17 protein-coding genes and 1 tRNA gene are annotated in these 18,840 nt (G+C 59.5%); 12 read left to right on the top strand and 6 right to left on the bottom strand.

What is annotated here, in order from left to right; genetic code table 11:
- Positions 1–94: 94 nt before the first annotated feature.
- The 6 genes from BINDI_RS03980 (at position 95) to BINDI_RS03955 (ending at position 3,844) form a co-directional block, all read left to right on the top strand.
- Positions 95–700, top strand: a complete 606-nt coding sequence (locus tag BINDI_RS03980; protein WP_033490230.1) for an FtsB family cell division protein — start codon at positions 95–97, stop codon at positions 698–700.
- A 215-nt stretch (positions 701–915) separates the two neighbouring features.
- Complete coding sequence (locus BINDI_RS03975; RefSeq protein ID WP_237742924.1) at positions 916–1,527, top strand: DUF501 domain-containing protein; 612 nt, start codon at positions 916–918, stop codon at positions 1,525–1,527.
- A gap of 70 nt (positions 1,528–1,597) precedes the next feature.
- Positions 1,598–2,605 carry a Ppx/GppA phosphatase family protein gene (locus tag BINDI_RS03970; protein ID WP_033490228.1) on the top strand — a complete coding sequence of 336 codons (1,008 nt, stop codon included), beginning with the start codon at positions 1,598–1,600 and terminating at the stop codon, positions 2,603–2,605.
- 62 nt (positions 2,606–2,667) lie between these two features.
- A tRNA-Leu gene (locus tag BINDI_RS03965) sits at positions 2,668–2,750 on the top strand.
- 101 nt (positions 2,751–2,851) lie between these two features.
- The gene (locus tag BINDI_RS03960; RefSeq protein ID WP_033490226.1) at positions 2,852–3,259 is read left to right on the top strand and encodes an FKBP-type peptidyl-prolyl cis-trans isomerase; all 408 of its coding nucleotides are present in this window, start codon (positions 2,852–2,854) and stop codon (positions 3,257–3,259) included.
- A gap of 105 nt (positions 3,260–3,364) precedes the next feature.
- On the top strand, positions 3,365–3,844 hold the full coding sequence (locus tag BINDI_RS03955) for a GreA/GreB family elongation factor (protein WP_033490225.1): 480 nt from the start codon (positions 3,365–3,367) through the stop codon (positions 3,842–3,844).
- A 112-nt stretch (positions 3,845–3,956) separates the two neighbouring features.
- On the opposite strand, the gene trhA is transcribed toward BINDI_RS03955, so the two are convergent.
- A complete protein-coding gene (trhA, locus tag BINDI_RS03950; RefSeq protein WP_052357151.1) occupies positions 3,957–4,766 on the bottom strand; it encodes a PAQR family membrane homeostasis protein TrhA in 810 nt (269 codons plus the stop codon).
- A gap of 312 nt (positions 4,767–5,078) precedes the next feature.
- Here trhA and BINDI_RS03945 point away from each other — a divergent pair, with 312 nt between their 5' ends.
- A complete protein-coding gene (locus tag BINDI_RS03945; RefSeq protein ID WP_033490898.1) occupies positions 5,079–6,566 on the top strand; it encodes a sensor histidine kinase in 1,488 nt (495 codons plus the stop codon).
- A 96-nt stretch (positions 6,567–6,662) separates the two neighbouring features.
- Here the strand turns inward: BINDI_RS03945 and BINDI_RS03940 are convergent, their stop codons facing one another.
- From BINDI_RS03940 to BINDI_RS03930, 3 genes are all read right to left on the bottom strand, one after another.
- Positions 6,663–6,941, bottom strand: coding sequence for a WhiB family transcriptional regulator (locus BINDI_RS03940; RefSeq protein WP_033490224.1), 279 nt, complete (start codon positions 6,939–6,941; stop codon positions 6,663–6,665).
- 77 nt (positions 6,942–7,018) lie between these two features.
- On the bottom strand, positions 7,019–9,073 hold the full coding sequence (locus BINDI_RS03935) for an FtsK/SpoIIIE domain-containing protein (protein ID WP_052108758.1): 2,055 nt from the start codon (positions 9,071–9,073) through the stop codon (positions 7,019–7,021).
- A 104-nt stretch (positions 9,074–9,177) separates the two neighbouring features.
- On the bottom strand, positions 9,178–10,131 hold the full coding sequence (locus tag BINDI_RS03930) for an LCP family protein (RefSeq protein ID WP_237742923.1): 954 nt from the start codon (positions 10,129–10,131) through the stop codon (positions 9,178–9,180).
- A gap of 64 nt (positions 10,132–10,195) precedes the next feature.
- On the opposite strand from BINDI_RS03930, the gene BINDI_RS07670 reads away from it, so the two are divergent.
- A complete protein-coding gene (locus BINDI_RS07670; RefSeq protein WP_041031342.1) occupies positions 10,196–10,405 on the top strand; it encodes a hypothetical protein in 210 nt (69 codons plus the stop codon).
- 141 nt (positions 10,406–10,546) lie between these two features.
- Here BINDI_RS07670 and BINDI_RS03920 read toward each other — a convergent pair whose 3' ends face one another.
- Positions 10,547–11,956 (bottom strand): LCP family protein, encoded by a 1,410-nt coding sequence (locus BINDI_RS03920; protein ID WP_033490220.1) that lies wholly within the window; start codon positions 11,954–11,956, stop codon positions 10,547–10,549.
- Positions 11,957–12,479: 523 nt separating this feature from the next.
- Here BINDI_RS03920 and BINDI_RS03915 point away from each other — a divergent pair.
- The 3 genes from BINDI_RS03915 to BINDI_RS03905 all read left to right on the top strand — a co-directional run bounded on the left by BINDI_RS03915 (position 12,480) and on the right by BINDI_RS03905 (position 17,489).
- Positions 12,480–12,701 carry a WhiB family transcriptional regulator gene (locus BINDI_RS03915; RefSeq protein WP_081830873.1) on the top strand — a complete coding sequence of 74 codons (222 nt, stop codon included), beginning with the start codon at positions 12,480–12,482 and terminating at the stop codon, positions 12,699–12,701.
- A gap of 67 nt (positions 12,702–12,768) precedes the next feature.
- Entirely contained in the window at positions 12,769–15,963 is a 3,195-nt protein-coding gene (locus BINDI_RS03910; RefSeq protein ID WP_033490217.1) for a glycosyltransferase family 2 protein, read from the top strand.
- Positions 15,963–17,489, top strand: coding sequence for a DUF5719 family protein (locus BINDI_RS03905; protein ID WP_033490216.1), 1,527 nt, complete (start codon positions 15,963–15,965; stop codon positions 17,487–17,489). Before BINDI_RS03910 ends, BINDI_RS03905 begins: the two co-directional genes overlap by 1 nt.
- 2 nt (positions 17,490–17,491) lie before the next feature.
- Here BINDI_RS03905 and BINDI_RS03900 read toward each other — a convergent pair whose 3' ends face one another.
- The gene (locus BINDI_RS03900) at positions 17,492–17,926 is read right to left on the bottom strand and encodes a metallopeptidase family protein (RefSeq protein WP_237742922.1); all 435 of its coding nucleotides are present in this window, start codon (positions 17,924–17,926) and stop codon (positions 17,492–17,494) included.
- Positions 17,927–18,017: 91 nt separating this feature from the next.
- Between BINDI_RS03900 and BINDI_RS03895 the strand changes: the two genes are divergently transcribed.
- Positions 18,018–18,836, top strand: coding sequence for an HAD-IIB family hydrolase (locus tag BINDI_RS03895; RefSeq protein ID WP_033490213.1), 819 nt, complete (start codon positions 18,018–18,020; stop codon positions 18,834–18,836).
- Positions 18,837–18,840 lie beyond the last annotated feature (4 nt).

Below are 18,840 nucleotides of genomic sequence, written 5' to 3'. Positions count from 1 at the left end.
GAGCAAGGTCCCAGGTTTCGGCTGTTCTGGCCGGAACGTGACACCTTGAAACCCGTGGCGGCCCGAGTCGGCTGTCACGGGTATTTTTATAGGTATGGCCAAGAACTCAACCAAGTCCTCCCGAAAAGGCGCAGGCACTCAGAATGACAGGAAGCGGACCAGTCGCAGCTCGGCCGGTCCCATATCCTTCTTTCTGGCTCTCATCATCATGGCCCTGGGGCTGATTCATCTTGCCGCCACATTCCACTCCTATGCCATCAACCTGTCCGAACTGAACGGTCTGAAAAACCAGGAAGCTCAGTTGGTGGCCAGGAAACAGAACCTGGAGAACCAGATTCAGCGATGGAATGACCAGGCCTACGTCACAGCCCAGGCCAGGGAGCGCCTCGGATTCATCTTTCCAGGAGAACAGGCCATCAGGGTTCTTCATCCCGAAGCCGTGACCGGCCAGGATGACCAGAGCGCCAAGACCAACAAGGGTATTCAGGCCCCACGCAAGAACACCCTGCCCTGGTATCAGGAAATGGCATACTCGTTCAAGAAGGCCGACCAGAGACCTGATGCTCTTGCGTCTGCCCAGGGGGTGACCGCTCCGGGGCAGTCCATGTCCCAGGGCCAGGCCGGGCAGAATTCCAATCAGGACGGGCAGGATTCATCCATTCCTCCGAACAGCGAAGAGTGGGATGAGGACAGTGAATAGGCAGCGGTAGGCGTACCGTCGGCCAGCGGTCCGGAATTCCTGCTGATAGAAGGAACTTGAAGAGCGGTGGCGATAAACGGCCCGCAACCAGGTTCCTATGCTCAGGAGTCTGGCCTGATTGCATAACGGTCCCATGCTGGACCCTACAGAACAGGGTGAGGTCTCGGCCTTCCCGACTTTACGGATATTCGGACATATAAGGAGCATGAGTACTGATGCAGGATGAGAGAGTGGGAGCAGTCCAGGCCGGATCGAACGAGGCCATGGAGATCCTGGTGGACAGCATCCTGGCACAACCTGCAACCGAAGAGGAGATTGCCGGGGTTCAAAGCCAGTTGGGTCGCTACCCTCGTGGAATGGTGGCCGTTGGCGCGCGGTGTGTCTGTGGCAACCCCCTGGCCGTCGTGACCAGGCCACTTCTGCCAGACGGGACCCCCTTCCCCACAACGGCGTATCTGACCTCTCCAGAGGCCGTCAAAGAGGTCTCCCACTTGGAGGCCAACGGTATCATGAACGATTTCAACCAGGACCTGGCCGATGATGAGGACCTGGCACGGCTATACCGCCAAGCGCATCAGACCTATCTGGACTTCCGCCATGCCCTGGCGCTCAGGCTTGGCGACAGCGAGGAGCATATCCGCAAAATCTCGGCCGGCGGGATGCCGACCAGGGTAAAGTGCCTTCATGCACTGACCGGGCAGTCGCTCGTCATGGGGGCCGGTGTCAATCCTCTGGGTGATCGGGTCCTGTCCATGATCAGGCCGGCCTTCGACCCCATGGTCTGCAGGTGCGCCCGACCCTGGGGAACGGACTTGGAGCAGGAATGAGCAGGAGAGCGTCCATCGGAGCGGTCAGGATGCTGTGTGCAGGGCGGCATACGGAAACAGGGGAGGACAAATGACGGATCAGGTGACTGTCGCCGGTGTCGATTGTGGTACCAATTCCATCCGGCTGCTGATTGCGCGGGTGGATGAACAGGGTTTGCATCCCCTGGCACCCAGGAGCATGGAGGTCATACGGCTGGGGGAGGGCGTTGACAGGAACCACCGCTTCGCGGACCAGGCACTTGAGCGGGCCTACCGGGCCTGTCGGCTCTTCGCGGACCAGCTAGATTCGTACAAGGTGGACGGTATCCGTTTCGTGGCCACGTCGGCCACCAGAGACGCGGCCAACCGCAACGATTTCGAAGAGGGAGTACAGTCCATACTCGGTGTCAGACCCGAGGTGATTTCCGGCACCGAAGAGGCCGAACTGAGTTTCCTGGGGGCTATCAGTGTGCTGGAGTCGGCCCCTCGCGCCACAACTACCCCCAAAGCCCCCTATATGGTGGTCGATTTGGGTGGAGGATCCACAGAACTGGTCGTCGGAGGCGATGGGAATCAATCACCGGTGGACAGGGCCGGATCCTCATACTCCATGAACATCGGTTCGGTCCGGATCACCGAGCGCCATCTTCTCGCTGATCCGCCCACCCAGGATCAGATTGACCAGGCGGTCGAGGACGTGGACCGCCACATCGATCGGGCATTCGAAACTGTGCCCGTTGCAGAGGTAGGCACGCTTGTGGGGGTCTCCGGAACGGTCACCACCATGAGTGCCCTTGCTCTGGGTTGCACCGAGTACGATTCCCGACGCGTTGATGGGGTGGCCGTACCGGTAAGCCAAGCCAGGCAAACCAACCAGGAAGTGCTCCATATGAGCCGACGGGAACGTCGTGGTCTCAGTCCCATACACCCTGGCCGCATCGATGTGATTGGTGGCGGGGCACTGATCTGGGACCGTCTTCTTGAGAGGATATCCCAGGCCTGCCCCGCGGTCCAGGCAGGTGGTGCCTACATTGCCAGCGAACACGGCCTCCTGGACGGGCTGGTTCTGGATTACGGGCGTAGTCTCCTGCATTCTTGACCGGTCTGGTTGCGCGGAGGCTGTTCCGCCTGTGCGCTATGATATGACGGTACGGGTCCTTGGCCCCGGTGGCGAAATGGTAGACGCATCGGACTTAAAATCCGCCGCCTGTACTGGCATGTGGGTTCGATTCCCACCCGGGGCACAAGCGGATAGGTCTCGTTGACCAGGTGGACGAACGTATCGACTTGTGACCAGGCCAGTGAACCGATACTCTGGAACGCGACGAAAACCAAAGGAGTTGTCATGAGTGACCAGTCCATGCCCAAGGTGAATGCCGTCTTTGGTGCCACACCCGAGGTTGAGTTTCAGGGGGCGGCCCCCCAAGGTCTGCGAACCGTGGAATTGGTTGAGGGTGACGGCCCCGTTGTGAGGAAGGGCGACACGGTTACCGTCAACTACCACGGGCTTATCTGGGGAACCGACAAGGTTTTCGATTCCAGCTTTGAGCGTCACCAGCCTGCAAGCTTCGGCATCGGTGTCGGTCAGGTTATTCGCGGTTGGGACCAGAGTGTCCCCGGCCACAACGTGGGTTCCAGACTGGTGGTTTCCATACCGCCCGAATACGGTTACGGCAGCAGGGGTGTTCCCCAGGCCGGTATCGGGGGCGATGACACCCTGGTCTTCGTGATCGACATCATATCGACTCGATGACCATCAATCTGTAAGGTGCCGGTGAGGGCCGGCGCCTTTTCCATATCCCGGTCGTATAGGTGAACGAGTTGGACCGGAAGAGCGAATCGACACAAGGAGGAGACCATGGCTGAGGAAAAAACGATTCTGCTGACACAAGCCGCCTATGACAAGCTGAAGGAGGAGCTGGACCGCCGCCAGGGTGAATACCGAGATGAGATCACCGAGCGAATCGCCGCAGCCCGTGCCGAAGGTGATTTGAGCGAAAATGGCGGCTATCAGGCCGCCCGTGAGGAGCAGGGGAAAAACGAGGGCAGAATCAACGAGCTGATCGTCAAGCTCCGTAACTCACAGATTCTCAAGGCTCCCAAGTCCGGCAAGGTGGGCAACGGCTCCCTGGTGACCCTGACCATAGCCGGAAACGACATGGTCTACGTTCTGGGATCCCGTGACCTGGCCGTGGCCACGGAGTATGACGTAATCAGCCCCGAGTCTCCGATTGGAGCAGCCATTCTTGGTGCCAAGGAGGGCGATACGGTCAGCTACAAGGCTCCCAACGGCAAGGACATTTCGGTTACCGTCAAGGAGGCCAAGCCTCTCAAGTAGTGAGGAATCCGGGAGGAGCGCTCCTGTAAGGAAAAATCCAGGCGCCTCGGCCGATTAAGCCGGGCGCCTTTCTTATGACTCGGACCATCCTATACCGGACTGGTCATACGGCTTAGCGCAGGTTACAGACCACCAGGAAGATGGCTACGGTGTGGCAGACGTACCCGATGACGGTTCCGCAGTGGAATATCTCATGGAACCCGAAAACGCGGGGCCAGGGGTCAGGTCGACGCAGACCGTAGGCAATGGCTCCCAGGATGTAGGCCGCGCCTCCAGCTACAATTAACCAGACTACGGGAGGTCCGGCGACAGGGGACTGCCAGAAGAGTCCCAGGAAGAAGACCCCCGAAACTCCGAAAACCACGTAGACAAGGGTGTACAGCCAGCGAGGGGCATTGATCCAGAAAACGTGGACCACCATGGCGACCAGGGTTGCCGACCACATGCCAATGATGATGGTCCGCCTCCAGAAGGTGTCCAAGGCAAAGGCGACGGGAGTATAGGTGCCTGCAATCAGGAGGAAGATATTGACGTGGTCGAACCGTCGCAGGACATCGGTGACTGCTGGTGACCAATCGCCCAGATGGTAGAGGGCGGAATTGCCGAAAAGGGCCAGTGAAGAGGCCATGAAGACGGTGCAGGCCAGTTTCATGGACAGACCCCGGCCCAGGCAGATCAGGACGATGCCGGCCGCCAGCGCCAGGGGGGCGGCAACGGCATGGATCCAGCCTCGCAGGAGGGGCTTGGGGCGGCCGTGAACGTCCAGCCTGACCTTCCGCTCAATCTCCTCGCTTGGGAATCCCTCGATTTTGGCAGCCTTGGCTTCGGCCTTGGCCATGATTCTGGCCGCCTTTTCCCTGCCTTTTGCTCGTATGGCATCCGCCTTGGCCTGCATTGTGTGCCTCGTGGGCCAGATCAGCATCCTTGCGCAGGTATATCAGCTCCTGGCGGCGTTTGCTTCTTCTGAGGTCCAGATCGGGGTTCTGTTCGGGGTTCGAGGATTCGGAGACCGGAGTGAACCCGCATTGCTGGTCCCTTGTTGCCTTGCCTGCCATGGGTCTCCTTCAAGAGTATTGCGAGCCCGGGTCGCCTGGCTGGTCCAGGTTCGTCTCCGGCTGTGACGGCTGCAATCCAGCCTACCCCCATACCTGCTTTCCAGGGTGTCATAAGCTGGGCCTTCCTGCTTGGAGAAGACCTGCGTGGGCCGCTGAGGTCAGAGGCTATGATGTTGGATATGGCTGATTTTTCGGAGATTCTGGCTTCATGTGATGATTGCGACGAGGAGGATCGGGAGTGGCTCCACCATCTGGTGGCGGACTGGCAGGTCATTGCCGATTTGAGCTTTGCCGACCTCCTGCTTGTACTGCGGACCAAGGGCGGTACATTCAAGGTGGCCGAACAGTGCAGACCGTCCACGGTCATGTCCTTGCGAACAGAGGACGTTGTCGGCACTGTGCCTCCTGAGGATCGACAGGAGGAGCTGGAGCAGGCCATGAAATCCAAGGGGGTGCTGCGTTCAAATAAACTGAGCACTTTCGGCAAGGCCACGGTCTGCGATGTCTATGCCCCCATCCGTCACAAGGGGAAAACCCTGGGACTGGTGGTCCGGGAGACCAACATGGCCACCAGGGAGTCCAACGGGCGGTACGAGAGTGAGAGCATCAACGCCGGCAAGGAACTCTTCGAGATGATAACCCGGGGGGAGTTCCCCTATTCGGACTCGGTCCTCAACCAACGCCATAACGCCAGGGTTGCGGACGGGTTCTTTGTGCTGACGGCCGGGGGTATAGTCCGATACGCCTCACCGAATGCCATCAGCTGTTTCCGTAGGCTTGGATCCGTCGACACCATGACAGGGCAGTATCTGAGTGAAATCGGTACCTCCCTCCTGCATAAGAACGATCCCGTCCCCGATTCGCTGCCCCTGGTGCTGAGCGGTAAGGCCGCAGTGGACTCGGAGCTGGACGCCAACGGTTCGGCTGTTTCCATGCGTTCCCTCCCTCTTTACGGGCGGCACGGCAGGATCGGGTCCATCGTCCTGTGCAGGGATGTGACCGAGTTGCGCAGGCGTGAGAAGGAACTTCAGACCAAGGACGCGACCATCTCGGAAATCCACCACAGGGTCAAGAACAACCTACAGGCTGTTTCGGCCTTGTTGAGGCTTCAGGCCCGGCGAACCAAGTCCGATGAGGTCCGAAAGGAGCTGGAGGAGGCCCAGCGCCGTGTGCAGACCATCGCCGTGGTTCATGAGGGGCTCAGCCAGACCGCTGATGAGATTGTGGACTTCGACAAGGTCATATCCAACCTCCTCAAGATGAGTGTCGATCTGGCCACTACGAGCGACCAGCACATCTCCATCTCATACGTAGGCAAGTTCGGCATGATGCCTGCCCAGGATGCCACTCCGCTCTCCCTGGTCCTGACCGAGCTGGTCAACAATGCCGTCGAGCATGGGTTCGAGGGGCGCACGGAAGGCCATATCACGATTTCCGTGGGAAGGGGCGGCAACAACCTGAATGTGGTTGTCGAGGACGATGGCAACGGTTACAGCACCGAGTCCGACGAGGGCAGGGCCAAGTCCAGCGGGTCCGGTCTGGGCACGCAGATCATCAACACCTTCGTTACCAACGACTTTGGAGGTACGGTCCGTTGGGAGCCCCGACGCGATGGGGGAACCCGGGCCGTCATCAACATCAAGCTCCGCGTGGCGCAGGATGTCTGACAGGTCGTAGGGAAGCGAAGAGGCCACGGGGTTCAACCCGTGGCCTCTTCTTATTGATAAGATCCGCCCGCCTATGGGGCAGGCACAGAGCCTGAATCAGGACTGCATCTGCATGGCCTGAGAACGCCGTGCCCGCATGGCCCTGCGCTTCAATGCCCTGCGCTCGTCCTCACTCAGGCCTCCCCAGACACCATAATCCTGGTTGGTATCCAGTGCACACTTGAGGCAGGCATCAATCACCTTGCAGGAGCGGCAAACGGCCTTCGCCTCTTCAATCTGCTGATAGGCGGCACCGGTATTACCAACCGGGAAAAAGAGCTCCGGATCCTTATCTCGGCAAGCGGCTTTTGCACGCCAATCAAACGCATTACTCATTTACCTGTTCCTCCAAGTCGTTCCACTGGACTCACTTGTTTTTCTGTATGCAAGATAAGCACGAAACGGGATATTTTTCAAGGGTTATTTCCCAAGGAATCACTGGGAAAACACTGAATGGGAAGAGCCTGGCCGGGTGACATGAAGAGCCCCCGACCCGGAATGGTGCAGACTGGGCGGCCCGGGCCGTCGAGGGAGGCGGAAGGTATGCCGCAGGCCATATCCACGCTTCGTTCGCCAAAGGGGAACACCAGGCGTTGCCTGAAACGCTCCGGTCGTCGTATGGCTGCAGCGGAATCCACGGCCAGGATCACCGCCACCCCGTCCATGGACAGGGCCTTGTTCACCTGTCCTGCCAGGGGTTGTCTGCTCATAGGATCGAGAAGGTCCTGGGCATCGTCAATCAGCCATATCAGACCCTCATAAGGTTCCTTGCTTTTCTCGGGGGACGAAGATGCTCCGGCGGATGAAGTCGCTTGACCGGATAAGACATTTCTGAGGGACGGCTCCGCCCCAGAGGGTGGTGGCAATTGGGATGGGTCGGGAGATGAAGCAGATTGCCTGCGCCTGGTGTACAGGTCGAAGCTGGAATATGCATCGCCTTTCCAGAAGGACAGTCGCAAATCAAAGGGACCTGGAATACCGGCGGTCTTCGCCAGGTCTCCCGGTTTTGATTCAATCTCTTTCAGCAGGCGAAGAAGGCGCTGGGTCAGTGCTCCTATGAGGGTTGTCTTTCCTCGCCCCAGTGGGCCGATTAGTGCTGTGTTGCCGATAATCGGCATCCTGCAGGTATGAAGTAGAACCCCGTCATCCAGCCACCCGATGGGAACCAGTGGGTGTCCGTTCTGAAATGTTGCGCGGGTTTCGTATCTGGCGCTCCGCACTCCATTCCGTTCGGTGTCAGGCAGGGGAGCGGAGAAGAGAGGAGGTGCGGGTCTGAATCCACAGAATGTGGCTGCTTTGGCTATTTGCGTCACCAATCCACCTGGATTGTCCGCCTGACTGGTCCGGAAGGCCCTGACGCCATCTCCACTTTCGAAAAAACCCTGTCCAGGGTTGGTGGGGTTGATATGTGCCGCACAAGGGGAGCCTAGAAGTTCCTTGGATTGCATCGGATCGCGGACTCGCAGACAGATGCCGAGATTCATATTGGCCCTCATCTGCGCACTGACCTGGCCCATTGTCTGCTGGGTGCATGCAATCAGGTTCATACCGAGGGACCGTCCCTGGGAAGCCAACCTGACCAGGTCTTCCTGGTAGTCGGGCAATTGCTGACGGAGGGCCTGGAACTCGTCGACCACAACCAGAAGTCGGGGAGGAGGTGAGACCAGCTCCATAACATCCGCAACGCCCTCCCGGGCCACCAGGGTCTCCCTGCGTTTCAGCTCTTTCCGGATTCCAGCCAGGGATCGGACGGCCTGTTCAAGGTCAAGGTCGTTGACACAGCCAACCGTGTGTGGGAGTCCTGCAAGGAGGTTGAAACCAGAGCCGCCCTTGAAATCCAGCAGCACCATGTTCAGTCTGCTGGGTGGAATGCTGCATGCCAGGGACAGGCACCAGGTCTGGAGAAAGACGGACTTTCCGGAGCCGGTGGTTCCGGCCACCAGGGCATGGGGGCCATCCGCCGCCAGGTCAATCAGAAAGTCCTCGCGCATCCCGCACCCGATCATGGCCCGGTAGGAAGCCGTTCCCTCCAAGGAGGACAGCCAAGTGTGGACGATGGACTGCCAATACAGCCCCTTGTCGGGTGGGCGGCGATTGTTGTCGAAGAGCTTGGACTCAAGGCTCGGCAGATCCAGAGACGCCAGAAGAGTCATATCCGCACGGGTCGATTCAAGCTCAAAGGCATCATGAGCCCGTGATCCAGGAGAGTTTCTCTGACCTTGCCTGCGCTTGGCAGTCGATTGTGATCTCAGCAGGGTAAGGATGCACAGGGCAAGATTGCCTGCCAAACCCGGTAAGAGGAGGGCAAGGAACATCCATCGCCCTTGAGCAGTCATGTACCAGAGCAGGGCTGTCTGGGCCAGAAGAGGGGCGCATTGGGCCAGCACAGTCAGGAAGGTGTCAGCGGATGGACGGAGCTTCCCCGGCCTTTCCGACTGTTCCCCATTTGAATCCTCGAGGTTCTTCATACTGTGAAGAATGACTGACCGCCTGATGGATGTCAGTCAGGGGCGCTTCATGTGGTCGAGTGTGTCCCCATGCCCTGGATAAAGAGGGGAGGCAGGGCGGGGATTTACATCCCTCCGACCTGGCCAGGGGCGTGTGACCCTTGCTCCAGCTCCTGGAAGAGGCTGGTATTGCGTGCGTCGTCCAGGAGGACCGTGGAGCCGATTCCACCGGGGTAATAATCAGGATCGGTCCAGTAGAGGCTGCCGCTGATACCGCCTTCGCCTGTAGCGTCGCGGAAGGCCATGACCATTCTGAAGAGGGTCCAGGCATTGGACTTTTCGTCCACGACAATGGCATCGAGGCCGGCATCAATGACCTTGTTGGCTGAGGATGGGTTGAGTGCAACAGAAGGTTTCATTACCTTTTTGGATATGGCTCCTATCACCTGCCGCTGGCGTTCGGCCCTGCCGAAGTCGCCTTTGGGGTCCGAGTACCGCATTCTGGAAAAAGCCAGGGCGGCGCCCCCATCAGCGAGATGGCAACCGGGAGTCCACACCATTCCTGAGTTCGGGTCGTCGACGTTGTCGTCGTAGCAGAGCTCAACTCCGCCCATGGCATCGACGAGTCCCCGAAGGCCGCCGAACTTGATGATGGCCACATGGTCGATTTTGTTCCCGGTGATCTCTTCGATGTGAGCCGTCAGTGACTTGTATCCGGATGTATAGGCGAGCGCATTGATTTTCATCGCCTCTCCGTCCTGTTTGACCAGAGAATCTCTGGGGACTGAGATGAGGGAGGCTGCTCCGTGCCTGGGCTTGGTCAGAATCAGGATGGTGTCCGTCCTGAACCCGGTGATTTCCCCGTCTTCTCCTGCCCCAGGTGTTCCATCTCGCTGGTCGGACCCTAGGATAAGCCAGGTGGAGGCTTGCGAACCTGGCATATTGGTCAGCATTTCGCTATGGTTCAGCTTGCCGTTGATCCAGAACCAGCAACTGCCTGCCAGTGCCATGAGCAGCAGCATGAGGATGACCAGAGTGGCCGCTGTGATACGCAGGCCTCGATGACGCTTCCTGGCCACGGTTGCGGATGATATCGGTGCCTGCTTATGCAGAGAGACGGCGGGAGATGCTTGTCGGGCGGGTTTGGGTGTGGAAGTGGGCCTGGCAGGTGTTTTCCGAGAGGAGCCCGCTGTTCTGCGTGCCGGGGATGCAGACCCACCTGTCTGGGTGGCCCTTGTTCCGATAGTGGAAGTCGACTTGGGCGAGGAGGTCCGTGAAGAAGGTGAGAAGCTGGGGGGCATCTGGGATTCCGCCGCCGATGGGGCTGCCTGCCTGCGGTGCGACCGACCATGACCGTACGGCATGAAACTCGGTGGCTCCTGCGGGTGTCGGCTTTCATCTGGTCCTGGTTGCATACCTTAATCCCTTGTCCTACTCATCTATCCCAACTAGGTCATGAATACCACTGACTGATATGAGCGTCGGTCACGGACACTATTTCTGCGCGGGAACGGCACAGACCGTTGCGAAGAGGTAACGGTCTGCCATGCCGATGTACTGCCCGGTCACCTTGTCCTTGATGGTTCCGTCCTTTGGATTGACGATGCCTCCGGTGTCGGGATCGATCAGAGTCTTATCGGGCATGGTAATCAGACCTGTAAGGGGATCGGGGGCCGGGGTTGTCGGGGCGTCCTGAGAAGCGTCCGCTGCAGTGTCGGGGGTGGCGGACTGGGTTGACTGAGTCTGCTGGTCCTGGCTTGCTGTCTGCTGGCTCTGCTGGTCGCTGTCGGTGCTGCCGTTGAGTGGCTTGCCCTCCCTGAGGGTTTTCCATACGGTGTCGGCCTCATCCGTCCAGACGACCCGGTTAATATCCTGGGACCAGGGTTCCACTGGCAGGGTACGGGCGTAGATGTTTGAGGGCTGCAGGTCCTTCAAAGAGTCACCCAGTCCAAGAAGGGTCTGGAAGTCGCCCAGGCCACTGCTGATCTGCAGGGCGGAAAGAGAGGTGGTGACCAACCGGTAGGCCTTGGGCAGGTCGGAGAATATATCGACCTTGCGTGCCTCGTTTGCGAGGGTCTTGATCAGGTACTGCTGGCGGGTGGTCCTCATGATGTCCGAGCCGTCGCTGCTGGTATCGTGGCGCATCCTGGCATACTCTGTGGCCTGGGTGCCATCCAAATGGTGCAGTCCCCGTTGCAGGTCGATACCGGTGGTCTCGTCGTAGGTCCTGACTGGAATGCAGACATCAACTCCTCCCAAGGCATCGATAATGGACTTGAACCCATTGAAATCAGCGACGACGAACTGGTCGATGTCCAGTCCGGTCAGGGACCGGACCGCCGTCAGTGTGCAGTTGGCTGCCGATTCCACATCGCCGCCTTGGGAGTACCCGTCGGCGAAGATGGAGTTGAACATGACCTTGTAACGAGCTGGTATGGTCTCGCCCTTGCTGGTGGTGCAGCTGGGTGCGTTCACGATGGAGTCCCTGGGGATGGAGACCACATTGGCATAGGTCCTATCCGCGGAAATCTGCACGACCAGGGCGGTATCCGACTGGTGGTTGCCCTCCAGGTCATCTGTGGCTCCACCTATTGCCGCATTGCCTTCACCATCTCGGCTATCCTGCCCCAGGAGCAGGATGTTCAGGGTTTTGCCCTTGTAGATGTCTTCGGGCGCCTTGTGCTGGTTCTTCGATGCAACCTGGGGAACAACGGTGAGCCTGCCGTTGAGGTCGATCCAGAAGGAGGCAACGGTCGAAGCCATGAAGCAGAGAATGAAGGCCAGCACCATGCAGACGGCCGAACGCACTCGGTGATTGGTGCGGTACCCAAGGCTGTGCCGGGGCTTGTTGCCTTTGCCTGCCTTGATGTTGGGCGATTGCGCCTGATTGCTTTTGGTCGTCAATGATGTGCCTTCCTCATTGGCCGCTATTCAGCAAGCCCGCAGGGGAGTCCCGCCTGCTTGGTCATGCCTATCCGAACTGTTCAAATTGTAGACCTTGGCATGGCGAGAATGGATGTCTTCCTCGCATACCCCCGAATCCCTCACCTATACCGGGACGTATGGGAATCCAAGACGTTTTCCTCTGCCCAGAGCGAACCTTCCCGAAACCATAAGAGAATTTTGATTCTCCTAAAAAGCTGGAATCCCGGAACCATTTGAGATAAAACGATTGACAAAAACAATACATATGCTTGCATTAGCCTCTGCGTGGAGGGTTGTTGCCGATAAACGGTTATCAGTTCCACAAAGTCCGAAAAGCCTTGTGGCGCTTGACAAAGGTCCACCCAAAGTTTCTAATTAAGGTGTGCAATGACACATTAGGGACTGGGGGGTCGCTATGAGTGGTTTTATAGACACTCGATATAACGGAGTAGTTGGGCAGCGTTTGCAGCCGTTGATTGAGTGGTTGGAGTCCAGTAACTCCATGTCCTGGCGCAGTGATGCACTCTGTGCCCAGACGGATCCTGAAGCCTTCTTCCCCGGCAAGGGGGGATCCACCCAGGAGGCGAAAAAGGTGTGTGCAGATTGCACCGTCCGCAAACAGTGCCTTGAGTGGGCTATAGACCACGATGAACGTTTCGGCATCTGGGGAGGTATGAGCAAGCGCGAGCGCCGTCGCTACAAGAAGCGGACGCGTAATCAGTGAGCTGGCAAAATCGCCGGTTCCATGCGGCTGAGTCGGTGTGTGCCGGGGCTTGCGTACACTGGAGCCTATGAGTTCTGTCGCGCCCCAGGCATTGGATATCAAGCAGGTCCTCGCTTCTGTCATAGATGGCCGACCGGCCGACACCACCCAGGAGGTGGATTCCTCGGTTGCGGCCCTGGTGACGGTTGAGCAGGACCTCACCTACCTTTCCGATACGCTTGCCGCACTGGTTGCACAGACCGTGCTGCCAGGGGTCATCATTATCGCCGATTGCTCCGGTTCCATCGCTGAGCCCCTGTATTCCGAGTTCCAGGTCCTCAGACCGCGGCTGACCGATCGCCAGATTGTCGGATCCCGCGATCCCTGCACCGTTGAGGTCCAGGTGGTCAGGGCAAAGGGAGCCTCGTCTTTCGGTGATGCCATTGGCAAGGCCCTCGGATATGCCCGTCTTCCGCAGATGACGCGTGGACTTTGGCTTCTGCATGACGATTCCAGGCCTATGGACCCCAACTGTCTGGAGACCCTGATTGAGTCCTGGCACAGGTCTCCCACGGTTTCGATTCTCGGAGCCAAGCAGTTCAACTGGGAGGGCGAAGGCCTCCAGGATGTCGGTCGATATGCTTACGGGCACTCGACTGTCGGGCTGGTCGTCGATCAGGAGCCCGACCAGGAGCAGTACGATTCCCGGCAGGATGTCTTCTCGGTGAGTCTGGCCGGTTCCCTGGTGCCCCTGGAGACCCTGAAGAATCTGAGGGGGTTGGAACGTTGGTCGGGCACCTTCGGACAGTCCGACGACCTATGCCGGAGAATCTGCCTGTCCGGGGGGAGGGTCGTGGTGGTCCCGGAGGCCAGGGTCGCCCATGCGCAGGCTCGGTACCGTGGTCTGCGAGATAGGGCAGGACGACCGATTGATCCGGAGAACCCAGCAGATGCCTCCATGGCTACGATTGATGCCAGCGAGCGCTATCTCCTTACGGACTTCCCCTCGATCTGGTGGCTTCCTGTCTGGATATGGAGACTGCTTGCGGCTGTCTGGTTCGCGATTGCAAGCCTTATCGACAAGCGCCCGTACATGGCTCTCTGCCATCTGTGCGCCCCCTGGAGACTTCTGGGGCATCTGCGCTCCAGCGTCATGATGCGCCGTAGACTCAGCTCGGTCAGTGTCACGGGTCTGAATCACCTTGATGTCCTCCAGGCCAATCGCCAGCAGGTGCGGCAGTGGCATCAGCGGCAGCAGGCTTTCCGCGACCAACTGGATCACCCCCTGATCGGACACCTGGCCCTGGCTCACCTGAAGAAGCAACGGGCCAGACGAACGGTATGGGCCCTGGGCATGACGGTTCTGGTCCTGCTCGTCCTCCTGGCCACCAACTGGTCCACCTGCCAGGCCGTGTTTTCCGGTGGGTCCATATATTCGAAGACCATGCTCTCCTCCGGAGCCGATTGGAATCAGCTGGTCTCGTCTGCCACCACCTCATGGACATGGGGTGGTGGAACCGGTATGCCTGCGGCTCCCACTCCGTTCCTGCTTGTGCTGATGGCCTTCACCGCCCTGACCGGCGGCCATGTCGCCTGGGCCATGGGGCTGATGCTCTTGGTGGAGGTGCCCCTATCGGCCCTGTCGTTCTGGGCCCTTGCGGGTATATTCACCAGGTCCAATCCAGTGCGTGTGGCCGTTGGCCTGCTCTGGTCCTGCCTGTCGCTAGCCCTGGGGGTTGTGGAGTCGGTCAACCTTCCCATATTGACGGTTCTGGCCTTTATGCCTGTCGCTTTCGCCTTCGTTTTCAAGGCCGTGGGCCTCTATAGAACGGAATCACCCTCCACACCTCACGCCTCCATACAGGATGCGGCCCTGGCTGCTATCTGCTTCGTGCCGGTCATCCTTGCTGAGCCCCAGCTCCTCCTGGCTCTGATTCCGATTTTCATCATCGTGTTTTGCGTGGTTCCCCGGCACAAGGCCATGCTGATGCTCATTCCGATTCCTTCGGCCCTGGCCCTGGCCCCGACCCTGGTCAACCTGGTCCGTCACTTCCACGATGGACTCTGGCGTCAGCTCTTCGGTGACGTGACCGTCCCCTCCTCGCTGACCCAAGGCCAGCCCCGATCCGACAACCTGGGTGATATGGTGGCCAGAATTCTGGACCTGGACGTATCGCAGGGATGGTTGGGTTGGCTCCACAGCGGAGACTGGCAGGGGTTGATTCTTATGGGAGCCTTGCTGGTGCTGGTCCTCCTGGCCTTTATCTCCCTTTTCCTGCCTGCGGTCGTTCGCGCGTCCAGGATGATGTGGGCCATGGCTCTGATCGGGGTGGTGTTGGCCATGGTGTCTTCGTCCATCACTGTCGGTCTGGATCAGACTGGTCCTGTAGCGGGGTCCCCCCTGCCAGGTCTCCTTCTCGTTCTTCTGTCCTTGATGGCTTGTATCTGCCTGGTTGCGGGCGGGGCTGTCAAACCCTTCCACTCCCTGGCCACCCGCGGGGACAAACATCCCGTGGTTTCCACCTGGCGCACAGGTGAATCAGGCGTCAGGGCCATTGAGGATGGCTCCGTTGTGAATCCCGGATCCGCCGTGACCCTTGTCCTTGTTCGGATGGGTCGTGGACTGCTCACCCTTGCCCTGGTGGCTGTTATGGCTGCCTTGGCACTGGGAAGTCGCGCGGAAGGATATGAGCCCGCTATTCGCGCGGACAGTGACGGTCTGCCCATGGTGGCCGTGGACTATCTCTCCAAGGCGGACAACCACCGCGTTCTGGTTCTTTCCGCCCCTGCACAAAACCAGGTCATGTATGGGTCCATGAGGACATTCCGGGGCGACCTGATTGACGTGTCTCCGGCGGCCAGGGCCCAGGCGGTCGCCGGCAATCTGGACCCAGCGACAGAGGGGCTGTCCTCAGCCAGCGCTTCCCTGATTGTCAGTGCCGACTCGTCGGCCATTGAGACCATCGACGGACTGGGCTACGGGGGCATATACGTACCCAGCGATTCCGGTGGATCAACAGGCGGGGCCACCACCCCCAACGAGAACCTGGTCTCCAATATCACGGCCAGTGATGGGACCCAGCAGGTGGTGAGTAATGCCCAGGGAACCTACTTCAGGTTGACCCTCAATACCTCGAGCAAGCATGGTGTCGACATGTCGGCATACCAAGCTGTGGCGGATTCGCCCTGGCGAACGGCATGGCTTTGGACGCTGGGGCTGGCCCTGGTCGCATACTGCCTGGTGGCCCTGCCGCATCGTCGTAGTTCAGGACAGGAGCAGTGATGAGCAAGGAAACCAAGAAGCCAGCTGGTCGAGGAAGTCTCTGGAGACTGTCTCTGGGCGGGTTTTCCATCCTGATTGTTGTGGCCCTGGTGGCCTGCCTCGTCTTCTTCCGTCTGCCCTCCTTCATGGTGGACAAGACCGATGCCACGTCCACCAAGACCCACGAGGTGAGTCAAAGGACCATTACCTCCTACTGTCCGGCCAGGATGAGTCTGGATGACGCCGAAAAGGTCGGTGATGAACAGTTCCGCGCATCCGAAGGAGACTTGGCCGCTTCTGCCATGATGGGCTCCTTCGGTTCTGTGCTGACCTCAAGAATTTCACCCATGGGCGAAGGGCAGTCCAAGACCCTGTCCGATCCCGACCCTCTGGACGGGGAGAAGGCCATGGTGGGCTCCCACGATGTGGGGTCGGAAGCCCTGACTTTCACATCCAACCTGTACAAGGTGGAGTCGGGTGCGGGGAGTACGGCTTCCATGGTCTCCTGGGCGACCGAGGGTGACTTCAAGGGGGTGCAGGGACTGCGCTGCCCGGATGCCGCCATGGAGTCATCCTTCCTGCTGCCCACTACCAGGCAGGGGTGGACCCAGCATCTGGTGGCATACAACCCCTCCTCCAAGGCAACCAAGGTCACCATCTCCATCCACGGCTCAGCTTCGGGGTCCAGGATGAATCTGGCGAACGGCAGCATGATGACGGTGGCTCCTGGTGGTCACGCCTCCTTCAACCTGTCCGCGGCGGCACCTGACCAGGATGGAATCTATGTCACCGCCACCAGCTCCCAGGCTCCGGTGGCGCTGATGGTTACCATCAGCGCCATGAGTGGTCTTGAATCGCGTGGCTCCGATTATGCGACCGCCTTGGAGGCAGCCAGCAGGGACTTGATTATTCCCGGGGTCCGTGGAGCCGACAAGGTTCTTCTCCTGGCCCGGTCCGAGAAGAACGCGTCGCTGAAGTTGACCTGGCTGGATGGCCAGGGAGGTCAGGGATCCGATGATCGGAAACTTGAGGCGGGACGGACCGCGGCCATCGACCTGGGCGAGGTGCCCGAAGGCAAGACGGCCCTGCGTATCACCGCGGATGAACCGATCAATGCCGTGGTAAAGATCCAAGGCGACTCGGAGAAGGATCAATCGGACTTCGCCATCCTCAATCCGGGTGAAGCGGCCGTATCAGGTGCCGTGACTGTACCCGAAAACACCAAGGGACGGCTTACCCTGGTCAACGGTTCGCAGAAGCAGACCTCTGTTTCCCTTACGGGATTCGACAAGACAGGCAAAAAGACGGGTCATAGGGAGGTCGTTCTGGACCCATCCAAGGCCGAGGAATTCGCCCCTGAAGACCTGGGTGCCGACACCACGGCCGTTCGAATGGATGAGGCCGAGCAGGTTATATGGAATGCCCGTATCGAGGTGGACAAGGTCAGGGAAGCGGGGCTGGTCGGTTTGGCATCCGTGATGCCGACAGCCCTTCTGCCGCGAACAGCCGTCATCCATGCCGGTCCCGATTCGGCAATCCTTCCCTGAGCTCACTTACCCCACATGGGGTCGATTTGCTCGGGTGAACGGCCATAGAGCTCGGCAAGTTGCTGAACCAGCTCGTCCCTGATAACGAGCTCCAGCTCCATACGATTTTTGGTCTGATGCTGGATGGGCATCCGGTAGAGGATGATCCTAGGTGGCACGCCCCTGCCTGCAGGGAAGGACCGGGAATATACCCCGGAGGTCCCATCCCACGGTGTCGGGTCGGAAGGCGGCACATCCTCGACGCCGAACTGGACGGATCTGACCAGTTCGGGCCAGCCTGCGCTGAGTCTGCGGATTTGCGCGGCTACCAAATCGTCGAATACCCCGCACCTGGTGCGATATCTGGGCAATCGGGTGCCAAAGGTCGGCCTGCGGACACCTCGTCCGTGGGTGTTGCGGTAGACGGCTCGATGCCAGGGCGGCAGCTCATGGGTCATGATTCCTACCATAGCTGTCGGTGGGTCGGGAGGCATGGTCTCAGGGTGTTCTGTACCATTGGCTGAATCGAATGCGACGCAAGGAGGATCCATGGCAGCAGGCGACGGTGATATCAAGGTGCCGGGGTGGCGCGATATGGACCTGGATGTGGTTTCCGGCAAGGCCGACGTACTGGCCTTCGATCTGGACAACACCCTGGCCCTGTCGAAGACCAGGATGGATGAGGTCATGGCTCGCCACTTTGCCGCTCTGACTCATCTGCGCCCCGTGGCCATCATCTCCGGCGGGCGTTTCCTCCAGTTCAGGAACCAAGTCCTGGCCGCTCTGCCCGAGGACACCGACAAGACACAGCTTCACCTGATGCCGACCAGCGGTACCAGATACTACCGGTGGAAAGGCGACGACTGGGGCCAGGTGTATGCCCATGACCTGAGTGATGAGGACCGTAAGGCCGCCGCCATGTCCCTGGAGAAGCATGCCCGGGAGTTGGGCGATTGGGAAGAGGAGACCTGGGGTCCACGGATCGAGGACCGGGGGAGTCAGATTACCTTTTCTGCCCTGGGCCAGGAGGCTCCGGTCGGAGCCAAGGAGGCCTGGGACCCGGACAACAAACGTAAGGACCGCCTGGCAGCGGCTGTTGCGGCGGACCTGCCCCATCTGCAGGTTCGCTCGGGTGGGTCCACCAGTGTCGATATCTCGGCCAAGGGGATCGACAAGGCCTACGCGGTTTCGACCCTGGCCGAGATTCTGGGGGTCCAGGTCGACCGGATTCTTTTTGTGGGTGATCGCATGGATCCTGATGGGAACGACTACCCGGCGGCGCTTGCGGGCACCCAGGCTGTGAAAGTGGACAATCCTGCCGACACCTTGGAACTGATACGGACCCTGGAGCCTCGTCTGGCACGCTGACGCA

The organism is Bifidobacterium [indicum] DSM 20214 = LMG 11587 (assembly GCF_000706765.1).
Lineage (GTDB): Bacteria > Actinomycetota > Actinomycetes > Actinomycetales > Bifidobacteriaceae > Bombiscardovia > Bombiscardovia coryneformis.
The sequence above is the reverse complement of the archived record's forward strand: the minus strand, read 5'-3'. Positions and strand labels throughout refer to the sequence as shown.